We start from the raw sequence: 25,915 nt of genomic DNA, 5'->3' as shown, positions 1-25,915 counted from the left end.
GCAACCTCCTGCGCGGCCTCTTCAATTCCATCATGATCGCCGTCGGCGCCTACGGCATCGGCATCGTACTCGGCATCGGCGGTGCCTTCGGCAAGCTCTATGGCGGGCCGATCGTCCGCGACCTGCTCGAACTCTACACCACCGTGATGCGCGCCGTGCCCGAGCTGGTGCTCATCCTGCTCCTCTATTTCGCCGGCACGGACCTTATCAACCGCCTGCTCGAAGCCTTCGGCTACCAGCGCATCGACATAAACGGCCTCGTCGCTGGCATCTGCGTGCTCGGCATCGTGCAGGGCGCCTACGCCACCGAGGTCATCCGCGGCGCGATCCTCGCGATCCCGCAGGGGCAGATAGAGGCCGCGCGGGCCTACGGCATGTCGGTCGGCCTGATGCTGAGACGCATCACGCTGCCGGCCATGCTGCCTTTCGCCATTCCCGGCCTCGCCAATCTCTGGCTGATCGCGACCAAGGACACGGCGCTGCTCGCCATCGTCGGCTTCAACGAATTGACGCAGGAAACGCGCACCGCCGCCAGCACCACCAAGGCGTATTTCACTTTCTTCCTCGCCGCGGGCGTACTCTACCTGCTGATCACCCTGGTCTCCAACGTCATCATCGCGCGCATCGAGAGCTGGTCGCGGCGCGGCATGCCTGCGGGGGGGCACTGATGGCCGAGCGCGTGGCTACCGGGCTGATCGATGCCGGAGCGCGCGCCTCGCTCTGGCTGCAGCCCCACCGCATCGGCCTGATCGCAGCAGGAGTGGCGCTCGTCGTCTCGGCCGCGCTGTTCATGCGCTGGGACTGGATACCCAACTATTACGGGCTGGCGGCCGCCGGCCTCTGGCGGACGATCTGGCTTCTCATTGTCACCGGCATATTGGGCTTCGCACTGGCGGTTCCGCTTGGCCTCGTCCAGGTAACCGGTCCGCGTTGGCTTGCATGGCCTGCCAACGCTCTGTGCACCGTTATCCGGGGCACGCCGTTTCTGCTTCAGCTCTGGCTTCTTTACTACGGGCTGGGCTCGCTGTTCCCGCAATTTCCCTGGATACGCGGGTCGTTCCTGTGGCCGTATCTTAGGCAGGCATGGCCCTACGCGGTGCTGGGGCTGACGCTCTCGGTCGGCGGCTATGCCGGTGAGATAATGCGGGGCGCCTTCGCCGGCGTGCCGCGCGGCCAGCTGGAGGCTGCGCGCGCCTACGGCATGAACCGCTGGACGCTGTTCCGCCGCATCTGGCTGCCGCAGGCGATCTACAGCGTGTTGCCGACGCTGGCTGGCGAGGCGGTGCTTCTGCTCAAGGCGACGCCGCTGGTCGCCACCATCACCGTCGTCGACATCTACGCCGTCGCCTCGCGTGTCAGGCAGGACACCTTCATCGTCTACGAGCCGCTGCTTCTGCTGGCGCTCATCTATCTCTGCATCACCGGCATCCTGGTGTTTGCATTCCGCAAGCTCGAGGCCCGGATTCCCTCGCGACTGGGATAAGACATGGCCGACACTGTTCGCCTGGATCTGGCTGAAGCGGTTTCGCTCTGCGAGAGAGCGGCCATCGCGGCGGGGGCGAGCAAGGAGACGGCCGAGGCGCTGGCTAAGTCCTCCGTGGCGGCGCAAGCGAAAGGCGTGACGGCCGTGGGGCTGTCGCATTTCCTGGACTATCTCGAAGCGCTCGAAGCCGGCCGCATCGACGGCCAAGCCGAGCCTGCTATCACCAGGCCGGCGCTGGCGGTCTACGTATCCGATGCCAAGGGCGGCGCCGCGCATACCGGTTTCGACCGCATCTTCACCGAGCTTGCCAAATCGGCGCGGCTCTTCGGCGTGGCGATCTTTGCGCAAAGGAACGCCTACACCTGCGGCGAGCTCGGCTATTTCACCGGGCGGCTGGCGGGCGAAGGGCTGGTGTCTTTCGCTGCCACCAACGGTCCGGCGCTGCTCGCCGGCGCTGGCGGCACCAAGCCGGTCTATTGCACCAATCCGATTTCCTTCGCCGCCCCGGTCGAAGGCGGAGCGCCGCTGGTCATCGACCAGGCGTCGAGCGCCACCGCCTTCGTCAGCATTCGCCAAGCCGCCGAAGAGGGTCGCGAAATCCCGGCCGGCTGGGCGCTCGACGCAAGCGGCCGGCCGACCACCGACCCGGCAGCGGCCATGAAGGGCGCGCTGCTGGCTTTCGGAGGCAATCGCGGCGCCAATATCGCGCTGATGGTCGAGGTGCTGGCGGCTGGTCTGTCGGGCGCCAACTGGTCGCTCGACGCGCCGCCCTTCTCTGAGGGCCATGACAGTCCTGGAACCGGGCTCTTCGTGCTCGCTATCGAGCCGAAGCTGATCGATCCGGACTTTGCGACGCGGCTTCGCGAACAGCTCGATCGTCTCGCATTCGACTACCGGGTACACATTCCGGGGGTCGCGAGAGGCAAGGCCGGCATGCTCGCCAAGGCTCTCGGCCTCGACGTGCCGGTCGAGATCGTGCGGCGCATCGCCGAATTCGCCGACCGCAAGGCCGGCTGAGCCGCGAGCGGAAGCGGGCGTATAGTACACGGCCGGATGGCCGACGCCGCGCTCGCGAACGATTTTTGCGCCGCCGCTGAACCTTTTGCATCGCGCCTGCGACCCATTGTCGTGCAGATGCCTGCGAGAGGACCAGCGCCGCCATGTCAGGCGGACAAGGGCGGGCGACAGGACTTGTTTCGCGCATGCTGACACGCATCGAATAGGCCGGGACCCGAACGCGTCGGGGGCCCAGTGCCCGAAAGACCCCGCTTCGGCGGGGTTTTTCGCGTCGCGAGCCGCCCTCGCCGGTCGGTGGGCGCCAAGCGCGGCAGGGAATTCCGGGCGAGACAAGCCTACAAAGGCGGCCTGCTCCATTGGCCGCTTTTGCAGCCTTTGCGTTTTTCTCGAATCCGACTTAGACACGGGCTCCAAGCCAAGCGCCTGTGGGCGTCGCCGGAGCCAGCCATGACCGAAATCCTGGAAACCCCGAAACTCGTCACCGTGTTCGGTGGCTCCGGCTTCATCGGGCGGCATGTGGTGCGGGCGCTGGCCAAGCGCGGCTACCTGATCCGCGTCGCCACACGCCGGCCCGAACTCGCCGGTCATCTCCAGCCGCTCGGCAATGTCGGCCAGATACAGCCGGTGCAGGCCAATCTGCGCGTGCGCTGGTCGGTGGACCGCGCCGTCGAGGGCGCGGCTCATGTGATCAACCTCGTCGGCATCCTCCACCAGTCCGGCGCGCAGACTTTTCCCGCGGTCCAGCAGGATGGCGCAGGCAACGTCGCGCAAGCCGCCAAGGCTGCGGGCGCCAGGCTGACGCACGGTTCGGCGATCGGCGCCGATCCGAACTCCAAATCCGTCTATGCCCGCACCAAGGCTGCCGGAGAGAACGCGGTATTCGAGACGGTCAAGGACGCCGTGGTCTTCCGGCCGTCGATCGTCTTCGGGCCGGAAGACCAGTTCTTCAACCGCTTCGCCGGCATGGCGCGCTATTCGCCTGTGCTGCCGCTGATCGGCGGCGGCAAGACGAAGTTCCAGCCGGTCTTCGTCGGCGACGTCGCCGAAGCGATCGCGCTTTCGGTCGACGGCGAGGCCAAGGCCGGCAAAATCTACGAACTCGGCGGGCCCGACATCCTCACCTTCCGCCAATGCCTGGAGCAGATGCTGGAGATCATCGACCGCAGGCGGATCCTGGTGCCGGTGCCTTGGTGGGCCGCCCACATCAAAGGGGCGCTCCTCGGCCTGCTGCCCAACCCGCTGCTGACGAGCGACCAGGTCACGCTGCTCAAGACGGACAATATCGTGTCCACGGAAGCCGAGGATGCCCGGCTGACCTTCGCCGGGCTCGGCATCCAGCCGCAATCGACAGCGGCGGTGCTGCCGAGCTATCTCTGGCGTTACCGGCCGGCGGGCCAGTTCACGCACAGAAGCGAAGTCTAGGGTTCGCGCCCGGCGTGGATGCGGTTGCAGCCCTCCTGCCGTCCGGCATGGAGCCGTGGGTCGCGGCACTCCTGATTGTCGCCAGCGCCTTCACGTCGGCCATCACGGCTGCTTTCGGAATAGGCGGCGGCATTGCCATGCTCGCGCTGATGGGCCTGTTCGTTCCGGTGGCTTCGCTCATTCCGGTCCACGGCGCCGTGCAACTCGGATCGAACACCGGCCGTGCCTGGCATCAGCGCGCCTTCGTGCGGATGGACGTGGCCAAACCCTTCATAGCCGGCAGCGTCGTGGGGGCGATCGTGGGCGTGTTCCTGGTGGTGCAGCTTCCCGATGCGCTGCTGAAACTCGTGCTCGGCGGCTTCATCCTGCTGCTCACCTGGGCGAAAATCCCCGGCATCGACCGGTTGACCAAGGCGGGCCTGGCGGTGGCCAGCATCGCGCTGGCGCTGCTGTCGATGCTTGTCGGCGCGACCGGGCCGCTGGTCGCGGTGCTTTTCGCCCGGTTTCTCCAGAACGACCGCAAGGCTCTGGTTGCCACCAGCGCGGTCGCCATGACGACGCAGCATTTCCTGAAGATCGTCGTCTTCGGGATCGCCGGCTTCGCCTTCTGGGAATGGGTGCCGCTGGTGGCCGCCATGATGCTGTCGGGGTACATCGGGACGGTTTATGGCAGCGTCCTGCTCGAGCGCATGCCTGAAGAGGTGTTCCGGAAGTGGTTCCGGATCGGCATCACGGTGCTGGCGCTCGATCTTTTGCGGCGCGGGCTGACGGGGCTCTAACCCCAGACAAAGAGGGCGGCGAGACCGACGCCGCCGACGATCAGCCGCCACCAGGCAAACAGCGCAAAACCGTGGCGCGAGACGTAGTCGAGCAGATAGCGCACGACGATGACCGCCATGACGAAAGCCGCGACGAAGCCGACGCCGATGATCGGCAGGTCGGCGGCCGAAAGCACGTCGCGATTCTTGTAGAGATCGTAGGCGAAGGCGCCGGCCATGGTCGGCATGGCGAGGAAGAATGAGAACTCGGCTGCCGAGCGCTTGTCGGTGCCCATCAGCAGCGCGCCGACGATCGTCGAGCCGGAGCGCGACGTGCCGGGAATGAGCGCAAGGCACTGGAAGAGCCCGATCTTCAGGCAGAGCGACAGCGGGAAATCCATCACGTCATGGTATTTCGGCCTGAGTTCAAGCCGGTCGATCCACAACAGCACCACCCCGCCGATGAGAAGCATGACGCAGATCAGCTTCGGCGTCTCGAACAGCACGGTCTTGATGAAGCCGTGCGCGACGACGCCGGCAAAAGCCGCCGGCAGGAAGGCGATGAGCACGCCCAAGACGAACCGGCGCGTGCGGGCGTCGCGCGGGAAGTCGGCCAGAAGCTTCAGCAGGCGTCCGGAATAGACGGTCAGGATGGCGAGGATCGCGCCGAGCTGGATCAGGATCTCGAAGGCCTTTCCAGTCGAACGGAAGCCGAGGAAATGGCCCGCCAGCAAGATGTGACCTGTCGAAGAGACCGGGATGAATTCAGTCAGCCCTTCGAGCAGGCCGAGTATCAGGGCGTTGACGATCGTCTGATTTTCCATCTTAGAGCAATCTCTCCGGGAAGGCCGCTATTGCTTGTCAGGGCGTGGAACCGGCCCTATAGGTCGGTGCGCCGCGGCGAGCCCTGAATCGGGCCGCGCAAGATGTAGCGGCGCGGCCTCCGCGAGGCCAGACGCATTTTCGACTTTCGAACGCGGGATCATGCTGACGCTTTTTCACCATCCGATGTTCGCGACATGCCGTTTCGTCCGCCTGGCGTTCGGCGAGTTCGGCGAGGAACTGGCGCTGATCGAGGAAAAGCCGTGGACGCGCCGCAAGGAATTCCTGGCGCTGAACGCCGCTGGTACGCTGCCGGTGCTGCTGGCTGAGGGTGACGTGCCGATCATCGGGGCGCATGTTATCGCCGAATATCTCGACGAGACACGCGGCGTTTTGAAGCGCGACCGGCGACTGCTCGCCGAAGACCCGATGGACCGCGCCGAGATACGCCGCCTTGCCGACTGGTATCTGGTGAAGACCGAAGGGGAAGTGACGCGTCATCTGGTGCGCGAACGCGTGCTGAAGCCGCTGATGCCCGAGGCGCTCGGCGGCGGTTCGCCCGATTCGGGAGCGATCCGGGCGGCGCGCGCGAATGTGCGCCAGCACATGAAATACACCAACTGGCTTGCCGGCACGCGCCACTGGCTCGCAGGGCCGCGCATCACCTATGCCGACCTCGCCGCGGCGGCGACGCTTTCCATCCTCGACTATCTGGGCGAGATCGACTGGAGCGGCCACGGCGCGGCGCGCGAATGGTACGCGCGGATGAAATCGCGGCCGTCCTTCAGGCCGCTGCTTTCCGACCGGGTCCGGGGCCTCTCCCCGGCGGCTCACTATGCGGACCTCGACTTCTAGCGCGCCCAGGAAAGGCGAATCGCTGCGGCAGATGATCGGCCGCGAGGCACAGCTGGCCGGCTTCGCCGCCGTCGCCGTCACCGCGCCCGATTCGATCCCGCTCGCGCCAGCGCGGCTGAAACAATTCGTCGCCGAAGGCCTTCACGGTTCGATGGGCTGGATCGCCGAGACGCTGGAGCGGCGCGGCGATCCGCGCGCATTGTGGCCCGAGGTGCGCTCGATCGTCGTGTTTGCCATGAACTACGGCCCGGACCGCGATCCTCGCGGCGTGCTCGGCAAACGCGACCGCGGGGCGATCTCAGTCTACGCGCAGAACCGCGATTATCACGACGTGATGAAAGGGCGGCTGAAGGAGATCGCAGGGCGGATCGTCGCCAGGACCGGTGGCGACGTGAAGGTTTTCGTCGACACGGCGCCAGTCATGGAAAAACCGCTTGCCGAAGCCGCCGGCATCGGTTGGCAGGGAAAGCACTCCAACCTCGTCAGCCGCGAATTCGGATCGTGGCTCTTCCTTGGCACCATCTTCACCACCGCCGCAATCGAGCCGGACCCGCCGGAGGAGGACCGTTGCGGCTCGTGCCGCGCCTGCCTGGACGCCTGTCCGACGGATGCCTTTCCGGCACCCTATAGGCTCGATGCGCGGCGTTGCATCTCCTACCTCACGATCGAGAACAAGGGGCCGATACCGCAGGAGTTCCGCGCGGCCATCGGCAACCGCATCTATGGCTGCGATGATTGCCTCGCCGCCTGCCCGTGGAACAAGTTTGCCCGGACCGCGTCTGAGGCGAAGCTCGCCGCCCGCGACGATCTGCGCGAGCCGCGGCTTGCCGATCTGCTCAGACTGGACGATGCCGCGTTCCGCGCGCTCTTCTCGGGCTCGCCGATAAAGCGCATTGGCCGCGACCGCTTCTTGCGCAACGTGCTGATCGCCGCCGGCAACTCCGGTGATCCCTCCCTGGTTGCCCAGTGCCGGAGATTACTCGACGACGCCTCGCCGCTGGTGCGCGGCGCGGCCGTCTGGGCGCTGTCGCGGCTGCTACCGCGTCCGGATTTCGCGAAACTAGAAGCCAATGCGCAGCAGGAACCGGATGCTTCCGTGCAGGCCGAGTGGTGCGCCGCCGGACCAGCGCATTCCGAGATGGCGAACGTTCACGCATGACTTCAAGCTTCTTCATCTTCGGCGCGGGCTATTCGGCCAAAGCTTTCGCTGCCGAGCGCAGCGATCCGGCGGTCGGGATATACGGCACGACGCGCTCACGCGAGAAATTCGGTGCTTTGCGGCGCGCAGGCATCGAGCCGTTCCTCTTCGACGGCAATGTCCTTTCGCCGGAACTTCTGGCGCGGCTGAAACAGGCGACGCATCTGATCGTCTCGATCGCGCCGGACGAGAGCGGCGACCCGGTCCTGGCGGCCACACGGGACGCGATTGCGCATCTCGTCCCCGGGCTGCGCTGGATAGGCTATCTTTCGACCGTCGGCGTCTATGGTGACCACGACGGCGGCTGGGTCGACGAGACGAGCGAATGCCGCCCGGTCTCGCGACGCTCCGTCCTGCGCGTCTCCGCCGAAAGAGAATGGCTGTCGTTGGGACAGGAAACCGGTTTGCCCGTCGCGGTGCTCCGGCTGTCTGGAATCTACGGACCCGGCCGCAACGCTTTCGTCAACCTTCGGAACGGCACGGCAAAGCGCCTGATCAAGCCCGGCCAGGTGTTCAACCGCATCCATGTCGCCGACATCGCCGGGGCGCTCTGGCATCTCGCGGAACGCAACAAGGATGGTATTTTCAACATCACGGACGACCTGCCCGCGCCGCCACAGGACGTGGTGACCTATGCCGCGGATCGGATGGGCGTCGAACCGCCGCCCGAAATTCCTTTCGCCTCTGCCCAACTTTCGCCCATGGCGCGGTCTTTCTATGGCGAGAACAAGCGCGTTTCGAACGCGGCGATCAAGGGAACCGGCTATCGCTTCCGCTTCCCGGACTACCGGTCGGCCTTCGACGCCATGTGGGCGGAGGGTGACTGGGCGGGCGAGGGCGAAAACGATGCCAGGAGCCCGATGAAGCGCCGATGAATCGCTTGTGATCGAACCCTACGCGGGAAAGTGGTATAGTTTGGACGTGGCGTCGGCGTTTACGGTCGGGTAACCGTGGGGCTCCAAGGTCGAGCCGGAGAAAGAGCTGGGACAGCCGATGAAGATTTTCCTCGGATCCGCACTGAAGCTGGCGGCCGTCGTGATCGGGGTTTTCGCCGTATCGGGCGTCGATGCGCCCGGGGCCGGGGCTGAGGAACTGGCCAAGAACCTGTTTGGGCACACGGCGCTGCCGGCAGCAATGCCGGCAAAATCCTACGGCTTCTATTCCAAAGGCTGTTTTTCCGGCGGCGTCGCGATCCCCGTTGATGGGCCAACCTGGCAGGCCATGCGCCTGTCGCGCAACCGCCGCTGGGGCCATCCGACGATGATTGCGCTGATCGAAAAACTGTCGCGCGATGCGGCGGCGAAAGACGGCTGGCCTGGTCTCATGATCGGTGACATCTCGCAGCCGCGCGGTGGGCCGATGCTGACCGGCCATGCCTCGCACCAGATAGGGCTCGACGCCGACATCTGGCTGAACCCGATGCCGAGCCGCACGCTGACGGCTGCCGAGCGCGAGAACATCAGCGCCGTCTCGATGATCAAGAAGAAGGGCCTCACCGTCGACGAGAAGGTCTGGACGCCGGCGCATATGCGGCTCCTGAGGCGCGCCGCGAGCTATCCCGAGGTCGAACGCATCCTCGTCCATCCGGGCATCAAAAAGAAGCTCTGCGAGACGGCGACGGGCGACCGTTCATGGCTGCGCAAGGTGCGGCCGTTCTGGGGGCACGACTATCATTTCCACATCCGCATCGGCTGCCAGCCGGGCTCTACAGGCTGCAAGGCGCAGGCCGAGACCATGCCCGGCGACGGCTGCGACAAGTCGCTCGCCTGGTGGTTTACCGAGGAGCCGTGGCGCCCCAACAAGAATCCCGATGCGCCGAAGGCCCGCGATCTGATGAAGCTGTCAAACCTGCCCAAGGAGTGCCGCATGGTGCTCGCCGCTCCCGCGCCGGAGTCGGAGATGGCGGCGACCTTCAAGGGCGGCGTCAAGGGTGGCGATACCGGCACATCGATCGCGTCGGTCATCGAGTCGGCCGGAGAAATTGTGCCCCGACCGGACGCTGCGATCGGCGCCAGCGCATATCTGCCGGCAGAGGGCACAAAAATCCCGCTGCCCGAGTGGCGTCCGGATCGATGATCCCGGTGCGGTGAGGCTCAGTGCCCCGCACAACGCTGGACTAGCCGGTAATCCGCATCGACATCCCGCCGTCGACGGTGACGATCTCGCCTGTCATGAAATCGTTGCGGATCAGTTCCAGCGCTGCGCTCGCCACGTCGTCGACCGTACCCTCTCGCCTGAGCGGAATGCGGTTGGCGAGGTTGTGCGCCCTGGCGGCCTCGGTCATTGCCTGGTGGAAACGCGTGCGGATGATGCCGGGCGCCAGCACGTTGACCCTGATGCCTTCGACGGCGTGGTCGAAGGCGAGCGCCTTGGCGAGCGGGATCAGCGCGCCCTTCACCGTCTGGTAGGCGACCGTGCCGGGACAGCCCCTCAGGCCGGCGACGGAGGAGACCAGCACGACCGCCCCGCCCTCTTTCGCCAGATAGGGATGCGCCGCGCGGAAAAGATGGAAAACCGGATGCACATGGACGGCGAAAGCGTTCGCCCAGGCCTCCGGCGTCAGCTCGGTGATCTTGCCGGGAGCCGGCCCGCCGGCTGCGTGGACGAGGATGTCGAGCCTGCCGAAGTGCTTGGCCGAGCGCTCGATCAGGCCGGCCGCTTCCGTCTGGACCGAGACGTCGCAGAGATCGATGGCAACGCGGTCCTCGCCGTAAGTCGCCTGCAGTGCACCCGCCTCTTCCGTCGCGTTGCGGCCGTTGATCACGACCTTGCCGCCGGCGGCGAGGAGATGCCGCGCTATGCCGAGGCCGATACCCCGCGTGCCTCCGGTGATGACGGCGAGCTTGCCGGCAATGTCATACATGGGCGGGTTCCTCGAACTGGCGATCATTCGGCAGAGTGTGGTTTAGGGCCGCCGCCCGTCTTGTCAAATCTTATGAACATACTCTCGCGCCGCATTTGCAGGACGCCGGGCGGTGGCGTAATCATCGTTCCGGCCCGGAGAGGCGGGCCAGTGAATCGGGAGGGAGCATATGCCGCCAAGCGACTACGAGGTTCTGGATCCGCGTTTTGCAAGATTGTTCAACGGCAACGCGCATGTGGACAGGCTTTACACGGGCTGCCGCTGGGCGGAGGGTCCGGCCTGGTTCGCGGCGGGGCGCTATCTCGTCTGGTCGGACATTCCGAACAACCGCATCCTTCGCTTCGACGAGACGAGCGGCAATATCAGCGTCTTTCGCCAGCCTTGCGGCAACACCAACGGCCATACCGTCGACCGGCAGGGCAGGCTGGTCTCCTGCGAGCATTCGGGCCGGCGCGTCAGCCGCACCGAGTTCGACGGATCGATCACCACCATCGCCGACAAGTGGCAGGGCAAGCGCTTCAACTCGCCCAACGACGCGGTTGTGAAGTCGGACGGCTCGATCTGGTTCACCGACCCGTCTTACGGCATCGATACGGACTACGAGGGCGACAAGGCCGAGAGCGAGATCGGCGCCTGCCATGTCTATCGCGTCGATCCGGGAACCGGCAAGGTCGATGCGGTCATCACCGACATGGTGCGGCCGAATGGGCTGGCGTTCTCACTCGACGAATCGAAGCTCTATGTCGCCGACACGGGCCGCACGCACAAGAGCGACCATCCTGCCCATATGCTCGTCTTCAAGGTCGCTGCCGGCGGCAAGAAGGTCACCGGTGGCAAGCCCTTCGCCGAATGTACCGCGGGCCTGTTCGACGGCTTCCGGCTGGACGACCAGGGCAACATATGGACCAGCGCCGCCGACGGCGTGCATTGCTACGCGCCGGACGGGACGCTGATCGGCAAGGTCAAGGTGCCCGAAGTGGTCGCCAATGTCTGCTTCGGCGGCGCCAAGCGCAACTGCCTCTACATCGCGGGCACGACGTCGCTCTACATGGTGCGGCTGATGGTCAACGGCGCCAAGACCTATTGAGACCGTCAGCGCAGACGCCTTGGTGCTCGTCGGCGTATCGTTATGTCGGATTGGCCCCGGGCGAGAAAGGGCCGGCGCCATTGTTAGCGACGGCCGTGAGGGCAGTGATACTGCCTCGATTTGCGAAGGCGGGCTTGACGTAGATCTTCTTCATTGGTCCTCCCAAGCGGGCAGCCCAAACGGGTAACGCACTTCCTACCATGCCGTGAAATGAGCCACAATGCTGCGGCCCGCGCCCGGAAATCCAGGCGCAGGGCCGGTTTCATCCGCCACCCAATCGCGCGATAGTCGGCAAATGACGGACACCATCCACACTTTCATCGAGCAGTATGGCCTGATCGCCGTCTTTGTGGCCTGCGTGGCTGAAGGCGAGACAGCGGCGATCCTCGCCGGCTTCTTCGCGCATCAAGGCGTGTTCGTGCCCTGGCAGGCCTTCGTCGCGGTCTTCCTAGGCGCCTTCGGCGGCGACGCCGCCTTCTTCCTGTGCGGCCGCCGCTTTGCCGACCGGCCGTTCGTGCAGCGCCTGCGCTCGCGGCCCGGCTTCGATCGCGCCTTCGACTTGATGCAGCGCCATCCAGCCCTCTACGTGATCGGCAACCGCTACGTCTATGGCTTCCGGCTGGTCGGCGGCGTGGCGGCCGGCATGTCGGGCATCGCCGCGCCGAAGTTCATCGTCCTCAATGCGATCTCCGCCTTTGTCTGGACGATGCTGTTCGGCGGCATCGGCTACATATTCGGCCTCGGCGCCGAGCAGATCATCGGCGACACGCTGCACAGGCATCAGCGTCTGCTGGTCGGTCTGGCTATCGGGATCGTGGTGGGGCTCGCCGGCTGGTACGCCTCGCGTCATTTCAGCCGGCGCGCGGCAACAGTTGGCGATCGCGGCTAGCGCCTGCTTTTCCGTCGCGGTCGTGCGGGTCTCGGTGTAGCGTGACGCCGGCAGCAGCGATGATAGGGGAAGCATGATTTTCAATCGGCGGACGGTCGCCCACGCGCTCCCCACGGCCACTTTGGCGCTGGCTGCCGTCCTGCAGTTCGGTGCGCTCTCGGCCGAGCATGCCCCCGGTCCCGTCAAGATCGTACTGTCACTGCTGGCGATCGGACTGGTCTTCGCGACCGTTTTCGCCACGCTCCACCATGCCGAGGCAATCGCACATCGCATCGGCGAGCCCTATGGCACGCTGGTGCTGACGCTCGCCGTCACCACCATCGAGGTCTCCGTCATCGTCTCGATGATGCTTCATGGCGAGAACAACCCGACGCTGGCTCGAGAATCTGTGTTTTCGACCGTCATGATCATCTGCGGCGGCGTCGTTGGCGTCTGCCTGACCTTCGGCGGCCTGCGGCACAAGCACCAGGAACTCAAGCGCCAGGGGACGAATGCCTACCTCGCCATGCTGGCGGCGCTGGCCGTGCTGACCCTGGTGCTGCCGAACTACACGCTGAGCGCCGGACACGGCAATTTCTCGCCTGCGCAGCTGGTCTTCGTCAGTCTGCTTTCCGTGCTGCTCTACGCAAGCTTCGCCTACGCCCAGATGGGCGTCCACCGGGAGGACTTCGTCGAGGAACTCATCGGCCCCCAACGCAGGCTGGATCTCGCCGTGCACGGCGGCATATCCGCCAATGTCGTTTTCCTGTTCGTCGGCCTGGCGGGCATCGTTCTGCTGGCCGAGGACATCGCCGCGGGGGTTGAGGATGCGCTGGTCGCGCTTCAGGTCGAACAGGCCGACGCGATTGTCGGCGCGTTCATAGCCACGCTGGTGCTGCTGCCGGAATCGTTGGCCGCGGTGCGCGCTTCGCTCAACAACGAGTTGCAGCGCAGCCTGAACATCGCGCTCGGCTCGGCCTGCGCCACGATCGGGCTCACCATTCCGGCGGTCTCCGCCGCAAGCCTCATCACCGGAAAGCAGCTGACGCTCGGTCTTGGCTCCGGCGACACAGTGCTGCTCCTCCTCGGGCTTGGCATCAGCGTCATCAGCTTCGGCACGGGACGCACCACCTTTCTCACCGGGCTTGTCCACCTGGTCATATTCAGCGCCTACGTCTTCCTTATTTTCTTCCCATAGCCGAGAGCGGCCCGGGATGCCGCACGCTGTCGGGCTTGCTCGGGCTTGGGCGTCGGCTCTCCTGCCCGCGATCCGCTATCGAACCGGAGGGACGGGAATTGGTCCCGGTGGTGGGGCCGGCTCGGGCGGCATCGGCTCTGGCGACGGTCCGGGAAATGGCTCGGGCGCCGGTCCAGGTCTTCCCGAGGCGCGATTGGGTCTTGTGTCGGTCATGTTAAGTCCTTCCACGCTCACGTCACCAGGACGCCCGCGTGTTTGGCAAAGGCGACGAACGCCTCATGCGCCTGCTCCGGCGTCGCCTTTCCGGCGAGCGCCGACTGCAGCATTTCCATGGTGGTTTGATAGACCGGGCCGCGGCGGGCGTGAGGCCAATCGATCAACACCTCGCTGGCGCCCCGCACCGATTTGACGTCGCGTTTCGTGCTGTCGTTGATCTGTACGCAGACCGTGCCGCCGAACGGCAATCGGTCTTCCTTCTCAAGGCTGGCCGTCGATTCCATCACCTGGGTCTCCCCTGAAGTCGTTTCAGTGGAGAAGTAAACGCGCCGTTTCGATGCCGGTTCCGGTGTTGATGCGCGCGATGCGTTCCAGCTGCCTGCAGGGTGGTCAACGCGCTGATCGCAGGCGCGCAGCGCGGAGGCCTACGGACCGGCTGGCTCGTCCTGTACGCCCTTCCTGTTGTCGACCGCCCAGGCGCCGGGGCCTGAAAACATCAGATAAAAGAAGATGAAGCAGAAAAGGATTGCCGCGGTGCCCATGTTGTTGGCCGGAAAGAAGCTCGTCGGCACATGGTACCCCCAATAGGCGACCGCCATCATCCCGCACATGACGAAGGCTGTCGGCCGCGTCAGGAAACCGGCAAGCAGCAGCGCTCCGCCGATGAGTTCGAGGACGCCGGCAATGAGGAGCGTTGTCGCCGTTTCCGGCGGAGGCGGCGGATATATTGATGCCGGTATATCGAATACGAGCACCAGGCCGGAATGGACGAAAAGCAGACCGGAGACGATGCGCAGGAGCGCCAGGGCTTGCGGCTGGTAGGCGGACAGTTTCTCGGACATCGATTGCTCCCTCTGTTTGAAAGCTCTCCGTCTGGCCGTTGATGCCCTGGCGGTGATTGGCTCAGTCGAACAGGGAGAGCGAACTCAACAGCCCATCCGGCTCCGGCTTGCGCATATATTTCTCGATCAGCACCTCGACATGGGCGTTTCTCGCGCGAGCACTATCGGCTCCCATCACGACGACGATCAGCCGCCGCGAGCCCCGGCTGACTGAGGTGACGACATTGTAGCCCGACGCCTTGATGTAGCCGGTCTTGATGCCGTCCACACCTTCGACGCGGCCGATCATGTCGTTGTGACCGCGCACCAGCCTGCCGCGGAAGGTGAACTCGCGTTCGGAAAAATAGTGGAAATGCTGCGGGAACCGCGATCTGAGCGCCATGCCGAGGACGGCCATGTCGCGCGCGGTGGTTCTCTGCTCGGGATCGGGCAGGCCGGACGCGTTGCGGAACACGGTACCCGTCATGCCGAGCTGGCGCGCGCGCGCCGTCATCTGCTGGGCGAACTGTTCTTCCGAGCCACCGAGATATTCGGCAACCGCCACCGCGCAGTCATTGCCGGATTTCACGGCCAGCGCCAGGATGGCGTGCTCGACGTCGATCGACTGGCCAGGTTTGAGGCCGATCTTCGACGGCGGCTGTCGCGCCGCGAAGGCCGACACGGGTAGCTCCGTCGTCTTCGATACGCGCCCCTGGTCGAGGGCTTCGAAGAGCAGATAGAGCGTCATCATCTTGGTCAGGGAAGCCGGATAGCGCGCGGCCGTGGCGTTGGACTGGTAGAGCGTCTCTCCATTCGCCGCGTCGATCACCAGCGCTGAATATTTCGTTGGCGGGCCGGGCGGCGTTACCGGCTGGATCGTCTCGGCGGTCGTGGCGCAGCCGGCAACGAGCGCCAGTACGGCCAACATGGCCAGCGCGCCGCGGAGCAGGCGATGCCCCGCGCCCAAGTCCCGGGCGGTCATGACATTTGCGTCGTGCATGGTGTTGCCTGATGACGACATCGTTGGATGCATCGGATTAGCCTATGGCGCGGGCCGTTGCCATTCCCTTTCTGCAACAGCCATGGGCAAAGCGCCGCCTACGTCAAATCACCCCTCATTCCCGGAATTTCAACACTTTCCGGGGTCGCTAAAATGCAAGCCTTTGGCGGAAACCGATTTTAAGGGCACTTGTATTAGAAATTCCTGCAGAATCGGGAATCTATGCATGCCGGCAGTCAGCAATCCCAACCGCAGCCCGGTGTTCCGGCTGATCACGATCGCCAGCTCCGGGCTTGGCAGCTTCATATTGGGGCTGTGGGGCCTGCAGTTCGGCTTCGGCGACGGCGTTGCCGGGATGCCCGCGGAGGTGGTCGGAGGCATTCTCGCAGGGCTTTGCGCGCTGGCGGCCGGAGCCGCCGCCATGTCATTCTTCGCCGGCGTCGACGAGTCGGTCAGCTACGTCGTCAACGAGACCCATTTCGACAAGCTGACCGGCCTCCTGTCACGGCCCGCCATGATCGGCAAGATCGCCGAGGCGGCGCAATCCACGATCAAGACCGGCGAACCGGTGTTCCTCATCGATATCGACATAGGCCGCTTCAAGCAGATCAATGAATCGATCGGCTACAACAAGGGCGACGAACTGGTCCGCGCTTTCGCCCAGCGGCTCAGGGCGAGCCTTCCCGACAATGCCGTGATCGGCCGCATAGGCGCGGGGGAGTTCGCGGTGCTGTATCCCGACGCCTACTTCAACATGTCGATGGACATCATCGCCGAAAGGCTCATCGCCGAACTGATGGAGCCCTATGACCTGATGACCCACCAGCAATCGGTCAATGCGTCGATCGGCATCGTCGCCATGCCAAAGGACGGCGTCGATCCCATCCTGCTGCTCCGGCGGTCGAACCTTGCCCTGCAGAACGCACGTGCCGGCGGCATCGGCAACTGGTCGGTGTTTCATCCCGAAATCGGCAAGGTCGCCGACTACCGGCAGTGGATCGAGGCCGAGCTTCACACCGCCTTCGAGCGCGGCGACTTCGATCTCCACTACCAGCCGCAGATCGATCTGCTGAAGGGCAGGACCGTCGGCTATGAGGCTCTGATCCGCTGGAAACATCCCGAACGCGGCATGATCCCGCCGCTGGAGTTCATCCCGGTCGCCGAGGAGACCGGCATGATCGGGCCGATCGGCGAGTGGGTGCTGCGCAAGGCCTGCAGCGACGCCCGGCATTTGCCCGACAACTGCCTGGTGGCGGTGAACATATCGGCCGTCCAGTTCATGACCAAGGATTTCGTGGGCATGGTCGGCGACGTGATCCGCGAAACCGGCATCAGTCCGCGGCGGCTGGAGCTGGAATTGACCGAAACGGCGATGATGCAGGACCGCGATCGCGCCGCGGCGATCCTGAAGGAGCTGACGGCGATGGGTATCTCGGTCGCCGTCGACGATTTCGGCACCGGCTACTCCAACCTGAGCTACCTGGTCGACTTCTCCTTCCACAAGCTGAAGATCGATCGGTCCTTCGTGAGCCGCCTCGATACGGATCAGAATTCCGGCGCCGTGGTCTCCACGATCGTCGGCCTGTCGCGGGCGCTCGGCGTCCACGCCATCGCGGAAGGCGTCGAGACGGAAAGCCAGGCGACCCTGCTGCGTGCCGCCGGCTGCGACGTATTCCAGGGATTTCTCTTCGGACGGCCGGCTCCGCTCAAGGTGGAGAATGGCAAGCTGCGGGTCGCGGGTGCTTCCGGCACGAACCGTCTGCACTAGTCTTGCCAAGTAGGCTTCGCACGCGGTCCAGCCAAACTTGCTGCATTGCACAGTTCTGCCATTGCGCAGCCTGAACGTTGGTATATAAATTTTCATAACATGAAAAACGCGGGTCCGCCGCGAGCGACGCGCCGTCAAGGCGCGCGAGGGGAATTTGGGCACGAGTTCGTACAATGGGAGCACAGCATGAACGTCAAGTTTCTAGGAATAGGCGCTGCCGCCGTGGCAGCCGCCAGCATGTGGGCGCCGGCCGCCTACGCGCAGGCGCCTGAATCGAGCGACCCGATCAAGATCGCGCTGTTCGACTGGACCAGCGTTAATCTCAACGCCAAGATCATGGGCGGCATTCTCGAGAAGCTCGGCTATACGGTCGAATACCCGACCGCCGACTATCTTTCGAGCCTGACCACCGGCCTCACCAATGGCGATCTGACGGTCGGCATGGAATTCTGGGCGACCACCGCAGGCGAGGCGATGGCTGCGTCCGACGCAACCGGACAGACCGAGAATCTCGGCCCGCTCGGCCCGCAGGCCAAGGAAGAATGGTGGTATCCCGAATACATGAAGGAGAAATGCCCCGGCCTTCCCAACTGGGAAGCGCTGAAGGACCCGAAATGCGCCGAGGCATTCTCGACGCCCGAGACCGCGCCGAACGGCCGCTATCTCGGCGGGCCTGTGACTTGGGAAGGTTTCGACGACGAGCGCGCCGTCTCGCTCGGACTGCCCTTCACGGTCATCCATGCAGGCACCGACGCCGCGATGTTCGCGGAGCTGGACTCCGCCTACCAGCGTCAGGCGCCGATCATGCTCTGGATCTATTCGCCGCACTGGGCGCCCGCCAAATACAAGGGCGAGTGGGTCGAGTTCCCGGCCTATACCAAGGAATGCTACGAAGACCCGGCATGGGGCTCCAACACATCTGCGCAGTATGACTGCGGCAAGCCGACCGGCGAAATCTTCAAATATGTCTGGGGCGGCATGAAGGACAAATGGCCGGTCGCCTACAAGGTGGCTAAGAACTATACGATCTCGACCGACGTGCTGAACGGGCTGAGCGGCCAGGTCGACCTGGACGGCAAGACGCCGGAAGACGTTGCCGCTGCCTGGATCGCGGAGAACGAAGCGACCTGGAAAGCCTGGGCGCAATAGTCGTTCCGGAATGGACAAGCGGCCCCGCTCGGGCAACGATCGGGGCCGCTGGATTTTCTAGGGCTTTAGAAGGCAGAGCATGAAGATAGCTTCGCAGGACAACCCTGCCGTCGCCGGCAAGACCGTGGATTCACGCCCCATCAAGCTTGCCTGCCGCAACGTCTGGAAGCTGTTCGGCGCCGGCGCCGAAAAATTCATCCGTGAACATCATGGCAGGGCGACATCGGCAGAGCTTGTCGAGGCCGGGCTGGTCGGCGCGGTGCGCGCCGTCGATCTTGAAATCCGTCAGGGCGAGATATTCATCATCATGGGCCTGTCGGGTTCCGGCAAGTCGACGCTGGTGCGCTGCATGTCGAGGCTGATCGAGCCGACCTTCGGAAAGGTCGAGTTCGAGGGCAAGGACCTGCTGTCGATCTCCGCCGCCGAACTCATCGAGCTGCGCCGCCACCGCATGGGCATGGTGTTCCAGAATTTCGCCCTGCTGCCGCATCTCAACGTTCTGGAAAACATCGCCTTCCCGCTGTCCATCCAGGGAGTGAGCCGGCAGGCCCGGGAAATCCGCGCCCGCGAGGTGATCGAACTCGTCGGTCTGCGCGGACGCGAGCACTTTTATCCGCGCGAGCTGTCGGGTGGCCAGCAGCAGCGCGTCGGCATCGCGCGCAGCCTGGCCACCAAGCCGGAAATATGGTTCCTCGACGAGCCGTTCTCGGCGCTCGACCCGCTGATCCGCCGCGAGATGCAGGATGAATTGATGCGGCTGCAGGCAGTGCTGCACAAGACGATCGTCTTCATCACCCATGATTTCGACGAGGCGATCCGACTTGCCGACCGCATCGCCATCATGAAGGATGGCGAGGTCATCCAGGTCGGCACGCCGGAGGAGCTGGTGGTCAGCCCGGCGACCGACTATGTCGCCGAATTCACCCGCGACGTGCAGCGCGCCAAGGTCATCTCGGCAAAGAGCCTGATGCGGCCAGCGGGCAAGGGGCAGCACGGCGGCACGGTGGCGCCCGACGCGCGGGTGTCGAGTTTCTCGGCGCAGATCATCGCGGCCAGGAAGCCATTCGCCGTCGTCAACGGGACCGGCAAGCCGATCGGCGAGGTGACGCCGGACGCGGTGATCGCCCTGCTCGCCGGCATCGACCGCGGCGGCGCGCCTACGTGACGATCGCCGCCGCCAGCGGTTCTGTCAGGCCGCGTCCGATCCAGGCCTGGCTGGCTATTTGGGCAGCCGCGCTGGCGATTGTCTTCGTCGTATTCCTCGCCCGCGGTTCCGTGCCCTGGGCGGTGAACTATCCGGCCGACGCCGTGGTGCCGGTCGCCGACTGGGTGAGCGCGATCATGAGATGGCTCAAGCTCAACCTGAGCTGGCTGACGCGCTCGATCACCGCGATCCTCGGCGTGCCGCTCGATTTCGCGCTCGATCTCTTCGCCAAGAATTTCAAGATCGGCAGCGGCGCCGAGGCGTTCACCCTGCCGCGCCTTTCCTGGGTCGGCATCTGCGCCGCGGCCTTCCTTGCGGGCCGAGCCTTCGGCGGCACGCGCCTCGGCCTGCTGTCGGGCGGGCTCTTCCTCTACATCGCGCTGTTCGGCAAATGGACCAGCGCCATGCTGACGCTCGGGCTGATCGCCATTGCCGTTCCCTTTTGCATCGTTACCGGCCTCCTGGTCGGCATATGGGCGTGGAAGCGGCCCTGGGCCGAGAAGCTCGTCGTTTTGCCGGCGCTGGACCTGATGCAGACGATCCCGACCTTCGCCTATCTCATCCCGATGCTGCTCCTGTTCGGAAACAGTCCGGTCTCGGCGATGATCGCCACCGCGATCTTCGCCACGCCGCCGATGGTGCGGGCCACCATGCTCGGCCTGTCGCGCGTGCCGACCGAGATCGGCGAATTCAGCGAGATGGCCGGCTGCACGGCGCGCCAGAAACTGTGGCGGGTGCTGCTGCCCTCGGCGCGGCCGACGCTGATGGTCGGCGTCAACCAGGTCATCATGCTGGCGCTCAACATGGTCATCATCGCCTCGATGATTGGCGCAGGCGGCCTCGGCTACGACGTGCTCCTGGCGCTGCGGGCGCTGAAGGTCGGCGAGGCGATGGAAGCGGGTCTCGCCATCGTGGCGCTGGCGATCGCGCTCGACCGGCTGAGCCAGGCGGCCGCACGGCGGCAGTCGCAGTACCATGGCGAACTGACGGAGGGCGTCGCCTTCTGGGTGCGCTATCCGAACTTCACGCTCGCGTTCGTCCTGCTTGCCGGCACGACCTTGCTTGGTCTGGCCATTCCCATATTCGCCGACGTGCCGAAGGCGATCACCTTTACCACCGCCCCGGCCTGGAAGGCAGCCGTCAGCTGGATCACGGTCAATTTCTTCGACGTCATCGAGGCCTTCCGGGTGTTCCTTATCCTCTATGTGCTCAACCCGGTGCGGGCCTTCTGCGAGGGCTTCCCCTGGCTTGGCGCGGTCTTCCTGCTCGGCCTCGCCGGCTGGCAGCTCGGCGGTGCCAGGCTTGCGGCCCTCATCGCCGCGCTGACGGCATTCTGCGCGGTGACCGGGCTGTGGGAAAAGACCATGGCGACGGTCTACCTCTGCGGCATCTCGGCTTTCGTCGCCTGCCTGATCGGCATACCGCTCGGGCTCGCGGCCTCGCGCAGCGACCGCTTCGAGAAGATCATCACGCCTGTTATCGACACGCTGCAGGTGCTGCCGTCCTTCTGTTTCATCATCCCGGTGGTGATGCTGTTCCGCGTCGGCGACGTCACCGCCATGATCGCGACTGTTGCCTTCGCCGTGGTCCCGGCGATCCGCTACACCAATCACGGCATCAGGCAGGTGCCGCCGGCGCTGATCGAGGCGGCGGTGGTGTCGGGCTGCACCAAACGGCAGATGTTCTGGAAGGTGCAACTGCCGCTGGCGCTGCCGGAGATCATGCTCGGCATCAACCAGACGATCCTGATGGCGCTCGCCATGATCATCATTTGCGCGATGATCGGCACGCGCGACCTTGGGCAGGAAGTGTTCATCGCGCTGTCCAAGGCCGATTCCGGTCGCGGCATCGTCGCCGGTCTTGCCATCGCCTTCATAGGCATTATCGCCGATCGGCTGTTCAATGCGTGGAGCGCGAAGGCAAGGGCCAGGCTGGGCTGACCCTTCGAAGTGGAGCGCCGCGCCGGAGCGTGGTAACCAACTCCCGGAGATTGCAGGGAGGAATTGACATGACCGCAACGCCGACCGTTGACGCTTTGCTCGCCGAGTGGATCGCGGCCTTCAACGCCCACGATCTCGACCGCCACATGAAGCTCTACACCGAGGACGCGATCCTGTTCGGCTCGGTCGACGAGTTGCAGAAGGGCCGCGAGACGATCCGAGGCTATTTCGGCGGACGCCCGCCGACCATGCGCGTCAAATCATACAAGATGCCTGAAGTGCGCGAGGTCGCGCCGGACGTGGTGGTCACCGGCGGCCATGTCGACTTCGCCGACGGCGACAAGCCCAGCCCCTACCGCATGACCTGGGTGCTGGTGAAGAAGGACGGCAACTGGCGCATCGCCCAGCACCATGGCTCGCCAAGGTTTGGGAAGTGAGCGAGCCTCACTTCGTCTGCAGATAGCTCTCCAGCGAATCGTCCATCGCCTCCATCCATTTGGTGTGGTGCTTCGGTGCCATGGTGCCGGTCATCAGCGAGCGGTAGGCGTTGTCGCGGAAGCCCATGATGTTCTCCATCTTGTGGTGCTCCCACTCCATGAAGGTCTTGTTGGTCTCCTCGATGTTGAAGGACGGATAGTCGGTCGCCGCGATCAGCTCCTTGGTGTAGTCGCCCTGGAACCAGATCATCTGTTCGGCGTCCGCAAGCGTCTCCTCGCGGGCGCGCCATTTCGCGCTGTCGGCCGCCATTTCGGCCGCCGAAGGCAGCTTGATCCGGCCGAGGATGACGTCGCGCGCGTACCAGGCCTGCGCGTCGAACATGTTGAAGGTGTAGAACTGGTCCTGCATGCCGATGTAGAACAGCGCAGGGTTCTTCTCCCAGACCACGCCCTTGTAGATGCCCAGCGGCCACATCCGGTTGTTGGTCTTGAGCTTCAGGTCGTCTGTCAGGAACGGGAAGGAGTGCAGGTAGCCGGTGCACAGGATGATCGCGTCGATCTCCTTGGTGGTGCCGTCCTTGAAGTGCGCCGTCTTGCCGACGACCTTCTGGAGCAATGGCTTTTGTTCCCAGCCGTCAGGGAAGTTGAAGGCCATCGGCGCGGAGCGGTAGCTGACCGTGATCGACTTGGCGCCGTATTTGTAGCACTGCGAGCCGATGTCCTCCGCCGAGTAGGAGCGGCCGACGACCAGCACGTTCTTGCCCTTGAACTCGGTGGCGTCGCGAAAATCGTGGCTGTGCAGCACGCGGCCCTGGAATGTCTCGAAACCTTCGAAATAGGGAACGTTCGGCACCGAAAAATGGCCGGATGCGACCACGACGAAATCGAACTCTTCCGAGTAGGTGTGGTCGTTGGTGCGGTCATGCGCGGTGACGGTGAATTTTTTCGTCTCGTCCGACCAGGTGACCATGCGCACCGGTGAGTTGAAGCGAACCCATTTGCGGACGCCGGACTTTTCGACGCGGCCCTTGATGTAATCCCACAGGACGGCGCGCGGCGGGTAGGAGCCGATCGGGCGGCCGAAATGCTCCTCGAAGGTGTAGTCGGCGAACTCCAGGCATTCCTTGGGGCCGTTCGACCAGAGATAGCGGTACATCGAGCCGTGCACGGGGTCACCATGCTCGTCGAGGCCGGTGCGCCAGGTATAGTTCCACAACCCGCCCCAGTCGGCCTGTTTTTCGAAGCAGACGATCTCGGGGATGTCGGCGCCCTTGGCTTCGGCCGACGCGAACGCCCTGAGCTGGGCGAGGCCCGACGGGCCGGCTCCGATGACGGCGACACGTTTTTTCATTCCCGACATTCCGGACGCTCCCCTTGGATGGTTATTTATTGGAAACAAATTTCACTGTGAGGACAATAATTTCTCCTGTAGACCTGTCAATGCAGGCCAACGCGCGAAACCGCGGCAATGCAACCCGAAGGCCCGCCGGCGCGTCGCGGATGGCTTGAGCAACGTTTCCCGGGAGTGTATCTGGCTTAGGCAATCTTCACTCCGGTGAAATTTCCCCCAACTGAGGCGACCTCGAAAGGCGGCGGATTTGGCAAAGGCGCACGGCAAGGAAAAGCCCCGGGGCGTACGGGCGAAGACGGCCGCCACGGACGCGGTGAAACCGTTCAAGCAGGCGGTCGCCGAGATCCACGCCATCCGCCCGCCACTGACTCAGAACCCGCATGCGGTGCGCGACACCAAGGAGAAGGTGCTGGAGGTGGCAATCGGCCGCGAGGTGCGCGCCTTCAGGAAGAAGTTAGGCATCACGGTGGCCGATCTCGCCCAGGCGACCAGCCTGTCGCTAGGCATGCTGTCGAAGATCGAGAACGGCATCACCTCGCCTTCGCTGACCACGCTGCAGGCGCTTTCCCACGCGCTCGGCGTGCCGGTGACCGCCTTCTTCCGCCGCTTCGAGGAGGAGCGGGCCGTGGTCTTCGTCAAGGCCGGCGAGGGGATGGAGATCGAACGGCGCGGCACCCGCGCCGGCCACCAGTACAATCTGCTCGGCCATGTCGGCGCCAACACGTCCGGGGTGGTGGTCGAGCCCTATCTCATCACGCTCTCGGCGGATTCAGACGTGTTCCCCACCTTCCAGCACGAAGGCATGGAATTCATCTACATGCTGGAAGGCGAGGTGGTCTACCGGCACGGCTCGCATCTTTTCCGCATGCTGCCCGGAGACAGCCTGTTCTTCGACGCCGACGCCCCGCACGGGCCCGAGGAACTGACGAAACTGCCGATAAGGTACCTGTCGATCATCTCTTATCCGCAGAGCAGCCAGGGGGATTGAGCGCCGACGCTCCTCCTCGTTCCTGCGGGCGCGGCTATCGTGCGGTGCAAGCCGTTGTTTCCGTCGGACCAGCGCGGCAACGGGCGCGCGCGACTGAAAAATCGATGCTATAGGCGATCGGCTGCCGCAGGCAGCGTCCGGCAAGAGGGAAGCCGCCGATGACGAGAACCGATATCGCGCAGAGGGTGTACAACCACACCTGGAAGCTCGATCCGATCGTGCGCAGCCTGCTCGATACGGACTTCTACAAGCTTTTGATGCTGCAGATGATCTGGGGCATGTATCCCAAGGTCGAGGCCACCTTCTCGCTGATCAACCGCACAACCTCGGTCAGGCTCGCCGACGAGATCGACGAACAGGAACTGCGCGAGCAGCTCGACCATGCGCGCACGCTGCGCTTCACCAAGAAGGAGATGATCTGGCTGGGCGGCAACACCTTCTACGGCCGCAAGCAGATCTTCGAGCCGGAGTTCCTGGCCTGGCTGGAGAATTTCCGGCTGCCCGAATACGAACTGAGCAAGCGCGACGGGCAGTACGAACTCACGTTCCCGGGGCCGTGGATGTACACGACGCTGTGGGAAATCCCCGCGCTCGCCATCATCAACGAACTGCGCTCGCGCTCGGCGATGAAGAGTTTCGGCCCGTTCGGGCTCGACGTTCTCTATGCGCGCGCCAAGGCCAAGATGTGGGCCAAGACCGAGCGGCTGCGCGCCCTGCCGGGCATCAGGATTTCGGACTTCGGTACGCGTCGGCGGCATTCGTTCCTGTGGCAGCGCTGGTGCGTCGAGGCGCTGAAGGAAGGCATCGGCGAGGCGTTTACCGGCACGTCCAACGTGCTGCTCGCCATGGACACCGACCTCGAGGCGCTGGGCACAAACGCGCATGAATTGCCGATGGTGCTGGCAGCGCTCGCCAAGACCGAGGCAGAGCTGAAAGCCGCGCCCTACAGGGTGCTGCAGGACTGGCAGCGCTACTACGGCGGCAACCTCCTGATCGTGCTGCCGGACTCCTTTGGCACGGCGGCGTTCCTGCGCGACGCGCCAGACTGGGTCGCCGGCTGGACCGGCTTTCGTCCCGACAGCGCGCCGCCGATCGAGGGCGGCGAAAAAATTCTCGCCTGGTGGCGCGAGAAGGGGGTCGACCCGAAGAAGAAGCTGCTGATCTTCTCCGACGGGCTGGAGGTCGACACGATCGTGGAAACCTACAACCACTTCAAGGGCAAGGTGCGCATGTCGTTCGGCTGGGGCACCAACCTCACCAACGATTTCGAGGACTGCGCGCCGGAAGAGACGACGGGGCTGAACGCCATCTCGCTGGTCTGCAAGGTGACCGAGGCGAATGGACGGCCCGCGGTCAAGCTCTCCGACAACCCCGCCAAGGCGACCGGCGACCGGCGCGAGATCGCCCGCTATCTGCGGGTGTTCGGGGAGGTCGACCGGGTCGAGCAACTCGTGAAGGTGTGAGGGAACG

At 64.7% G+C, this 25,915-nt stretch carries 25 protein-coding genes; 19 read left to right on the top strand and 6 right to left on the bottom strand.

Annotated elements, in window-relative coordinates; genetic code table 11:
* Positions 1–8 precede the first annotated feature (8 nt).
* The 5 genes from ABLE71_RS06480 (at position 9) to ABLE71_RS06460 (ending at position 4,701) form a co-directional block, all read left to right on the top strand.
* Positions 9–668 (top strand): ABC transporter permease subunit, encoded by a 660-nt coding sequence (locus ABLE71_RS06480; RefSeq protein ID WP_348783675.1) that lies wholly within the window; start codon positions 9–11, stop codon positions 666–668.
* Positions 668–1,483: an ABC transporter permease gene (locus tag ABLE71_RS06475; RefSeq protein WP_348782530.1), complete on the top strand. Its 816-nt coding sequence runs from the start codon at positions 668–670 to the stop codon at positions 1,481–1,483. Before ABLE71_RS06480 ends, ABLE71_RS06475 begins: the two co-directional genes overlap by 1 nt.
* 3 nt (positions 1,484–1,486) lie before the next feature.
* The gene (locus ABLE71_RS06470) at positions 1,487–2,500 is read left to right on the top strand and encodes an Ldh family oxidoreductase (protein WP_348782529.1); all 1,014 of its coding nucleotides are present in this window, start codon (positions 1,487–1,489) and stop codon (positions 2,498–2,500) included.
* A 447-nt stretch (positions 2,501–2,947) separates the two neighbouring features.
* Complete coding sequence (locus ABLE71_RS06465) at positions 2,948–3,922, top strand: complex I NDUFA9 subunit family protein (protein ID WP_348782528.1); 975 nt, start codon at positions 2,948–2,950, stop codon at positions 3,920–3,922.
* Between the two features lie 14 nt (positions 3,923–3,936).
* Complete coding sequence (locus ABLE71_RS06460) at positions 3,937–4,701, top strand: sulfite exporter TauE/SafE family protein (RefSeq protein ID WP_348782527.1); 765 nt, start codon at positions 3,937–3,939, stop codon at positions 4,699–4,701.
* Here ABLE71_RS06460 and ABLE71_RS06455 read toward each other — a convergent pair.
* On the bottom strand, positions 4,698–5,504 hold the full coding sequence (locus ABLE71_RS06455; RefSeq protein WP_348782526.1) for an undecaprenyl-diphosphate phosphatase: 807 nt from the start codon (positions 5,502–5,504) through the stop codon (positions 4,698–4,700). The two genes, ABLE71_RS06460 and ABLE71_RS06455, sit on opposite strands and share 4 nt — an antisense overlap.
* Positions 5,505–5,664: 160 nt before the next feature.
* On the opposite strand from ABLE71_RS06455, the gene ABLE71_RS06450 reads away from it, so the two are divergent.
* The 4 genes from ABLE71_RS06450 to mepA all read left to right on the top strand — a co-directional run bounded on the left by ABLE71_RS06450 (position 5,665) and on the right by mepA (position 9,631).
* Positions 5,665–6,357 (top strand): glutathione S-transferase family protein, encoded by a 693-nt coding sequence (locus ABLE71_RS06450; protein WP_348782525.1) that lies wholly within the window; start codon positions 5,665–5,667, stop codon positions 6,355–6,357.
* Complete coding sequence (gene queG, locus ABLE71_RS06445; RefSeq protein WP_348782524.1) at positions 6,338–7,516, top strand: tRNA epoxyqueuosine(34) reductase QueG; 1,179 nt, start codon at positions 6,338–6,340, stop codon at positions 7,514–7,516. The genes ABLE71_RS06450 and queG overlap by 20 nt, the downstream gene beginning before the upstream one ends.
* Entirely contained in the window at positions 7,513–8,430 is a 918-nt protein-coding gene (locus tag ABLE71_RS06440; protein ID WP_348782523.1) for an SDR family oxidoreductase, read from the top strand. The genes queG and ABLE71_RS06440 overlap by 4 nt, the downstream gene beginning before the upstream one ends.
* 118 nt (positions 8,431–8,548) lie before the next feature.
* Complete coding sequence (mepA, locus tag ABLE71_RS06435) at positions 8,549–9,631, top strand: penicillin-insensitive murein endopeptidase (RefSeq protein ID WP_348782522.1); 1,083 nt, start codon at positions 8,549–8,551, stop codon at positions 9,629–9,631.
* Positions 9,632–9,671: 40 nt separating this feature from the next.
* Here the strand turns inward: mepA and ABLE71_RS06430 are convergent, their stop codons facing one another.
* Positions 9,672–10,418: an SDR family oxidoreductase gene (locus ABLE71_RS06430; RefSeq protein WP_348782521.1), complete on the bottom strand. Its 747-nt coding sequence runs from the start codon at positions 10,416–10,418 to the stop codon at positions 9,672–9,674.
* Positions 10,419–10,587: 169 nt separating this feature from the next.
* On the opposite strand from ABLE71_RS06430, the gene ABLE71_RS06425 reads away from it, so the two are divergent.
* From ABLE71_RS06425 to ABLE71_RS06415, 3 genes are all read left to right on the top strand, one after another.
* Positions 10,588–11,505 (top strand): SMP-30/gluconolactonase/LRE family protein, encoded by a 918-nt coding sequence (locus ABLE71_RS06425; protein WP_348782520.1) that lies wholly within the window; start codon positions 10,588–10,590, stop codon positions 11,503–11,505.
* 295 nt (positions 11,506–11,800) lie between these two features.
* On the top strand, positions 11,801–12,394 hold the full coding sequence (locus tag ABLE71_RS06420) for a DedA family protein (protein WP_348782519.1): 594 nt from the start codon (positions 11,801–11,803) through the stop codon (positions 12,392–12,394).
* Positions 12,395–12,467: 73 nt separating this feature from the next.
* Positions 12,468–13,571: an ionic transporter gene (locus ABLE71_RS06415; protein WP_348782518.1), complete on the top strand. Its 1,104-nt coding sequence runs from the start codon at positions 12,468–12,470 to the stop codon at positions 13,569–13,571.
* A 230-nt stretch (positions 13,572–13,801) separates the two neighbouring features.
* Here the strand turns inward: ABLE71_RS06415 and ABLE71_RS06410 are convergent, their stop codons facing one another.
* From ABLE71_RS06410 to ABLE71_RS06400, 3 genes are all read right to left on the bottom strand, one after another.
* On the bottom strand, positions 13,802–14,071 hold the full coding sequence (locus ABLE71_RS06410) for a DUF982 domain-containing protein (protein WP_348782517.1): 270 nt from the start codon (positions 14,069–14,071) through the stop codon (positions 13,802–13,804).
* Between the two features lie 141 nt (positions 14,072–14,212).
* The gene (locus ABLE71_RS06405; protein WP_348782516.1) at positions 14,213–14,629 is read right to left on the bottom strand and encodes a DoxX family protein; all 417 of its coding nucleotides are present in this window, start codon (positions 14,627–14,629) and stop codon (positions 14,213–14,215) included.
* Between the two features lie 61 nt (positions 14,630–14,690).
* Positions 14,691–15,608, bottom strand: coding sequence for a D-alanyl-D-alanine carboxypeptidase family protein (locus ABLE71_RS06400; protein ID WP_348782515.1), 918 nt, complete (start codon positions 15,606–15,608; stop codon positions 14,691–14,693).
* Positions 15,609–15,834: 226 nt separating this feature from the next.
* On the opposite strand from ABLE71_RS06400, the gene ABLE71_RS06395 reads away from it, so the two are divergent.
* The 5 genes from ABLE71_RS06395 (at position 15,835) to ABLE71_RS06375 (ending at position 22,106) form a co-directional block, all read left to right on the top strand.
* Positions 15,835–17,376, top strand: a complete 1,542-nt coding sequence (locus ABLE71_RS06395; protein WP_348782514.1) for a bifunctional diguanylate cyclase/phosphodiesterase — start codon at positions 15,835–15,837, stop codon at positions 17,374–17,376.
* A 186-nt stretch (positions 17,377–17,562) separates the two neighbouring features.
* Complete coding sequence (locus ABLE71_RS06390) at positions 17,563–18,525, top strand: ABC transporter substrate-binding protein (RefSeq protein WP_348782513.1); 963 nt, start codon at positions 17,563–17,565, stop codon at positions 18,523–18,525.
* 79 nt (positions 18,526–18,604) lie between these two features.
* Positions 18,605–19,690, top strand: a complete 1,086-nt coding sequence (locus ABLE71_RS06385; protein ID WP_348782512.1) for a glycine betaine/L-proline ABC transporter ATP-binding protein — start codon at positions 18,605–18,607, stop codon at positions 19,688–19,690.
* A complete protein-coding gene (locus tag ABLE71_RS06380; protein WP_348782511.1) occupies positions 19,687–21,669 on the top strand; it encodes an ABC transporter permease subunit in 1,983 nt (660 codons plus the stop codon). The genes ABLE71_RS06385 and ABLE71_RS06380 overlap by 4 nt, the downstream gene beginning before the upstream one ends.
* A gap of 68 nt (positions 21,670–21,737) precedes the next feature.
* Positions 21,738–22,106 carry an SgcJ/EcaC family oxidoreductase gene (locus tag ABLE71_RS06375; protein WP_348782510.1) on the top strand — a complete coding sequence of 123 codons (369 nt, stop codon included), beginning with the start codon at positions 21,738–21,740 and terminating at the stop codon, positions 22,104–22,106.
* A 7-nt stretch (positions 22,107–22,113) separates the two neighbouring features.
* Here the strand turns inward: ABLE71_RS06375 and ABLE71_RS06370 are convergent, their stop codons facing one another.
* On the bottom strand, positions 22,114–23,457 hold the full coding sequence (locus tag ABLE71_RS06370; RefSeq protein WP_348782509.1) for an NAD(P)/FAD-dependent oxidoreductase: 1,344 nt from the start codon (positions 23,455–23,457) through the stop codon (positions 22,114–22,116).
* 313 nt (positions 23,458–23,770) lie between these two features.
* Here ABLE71_RS06370 and ABLE71_RS06365 point away from each other — a divergent pair, with 313 nt between their 5' ends.
* Together ABLE71_RS06365 and pncB are read left to right on the top strand one after the other, a co-directional pair.
* The gene (locus tag ABLE71_RS06365) at positions 23,771–24,445 is read left to right on the top strand and encodes an XRE family transcriptional regulator (protein WP_348783674.1); all 675 of its coding nucleotides are present in this window, start codon (positions 23,771–23,773) and stop codon (positions 24,443–24,445) included.
* Positions 24,446–24,603: 158 nt separating this feature from the next.
* Complete coding sequence (gene pncB, locus ABLE71_RS06360) at positions 24,604–25,908, top strand: nicotinate phosphoribosyltransferase (RefSeq protein WP_348782508.1); 1,305 nt, start codon at positions 24,604–24,606, stop codon at positions 25,906–25,908.
* Positions 25,909–25,915 lie beyond the last annotated feature (7 nt).

This window comes from Mesorhizobium sp. KR9-304 (genome assembly GCF_040049215.1).
GTDB lineage: Bacteria > Pseudomonadota > Alphaproteobacteria > Rhizobiales > Rhizobiaceae > Mesorhizobium_K.
The sequence above is the reverse complement of the archived record's forward strand: the minus strand, read 5'-3'. Positions and strand labels throughout refer to the sequence as shown.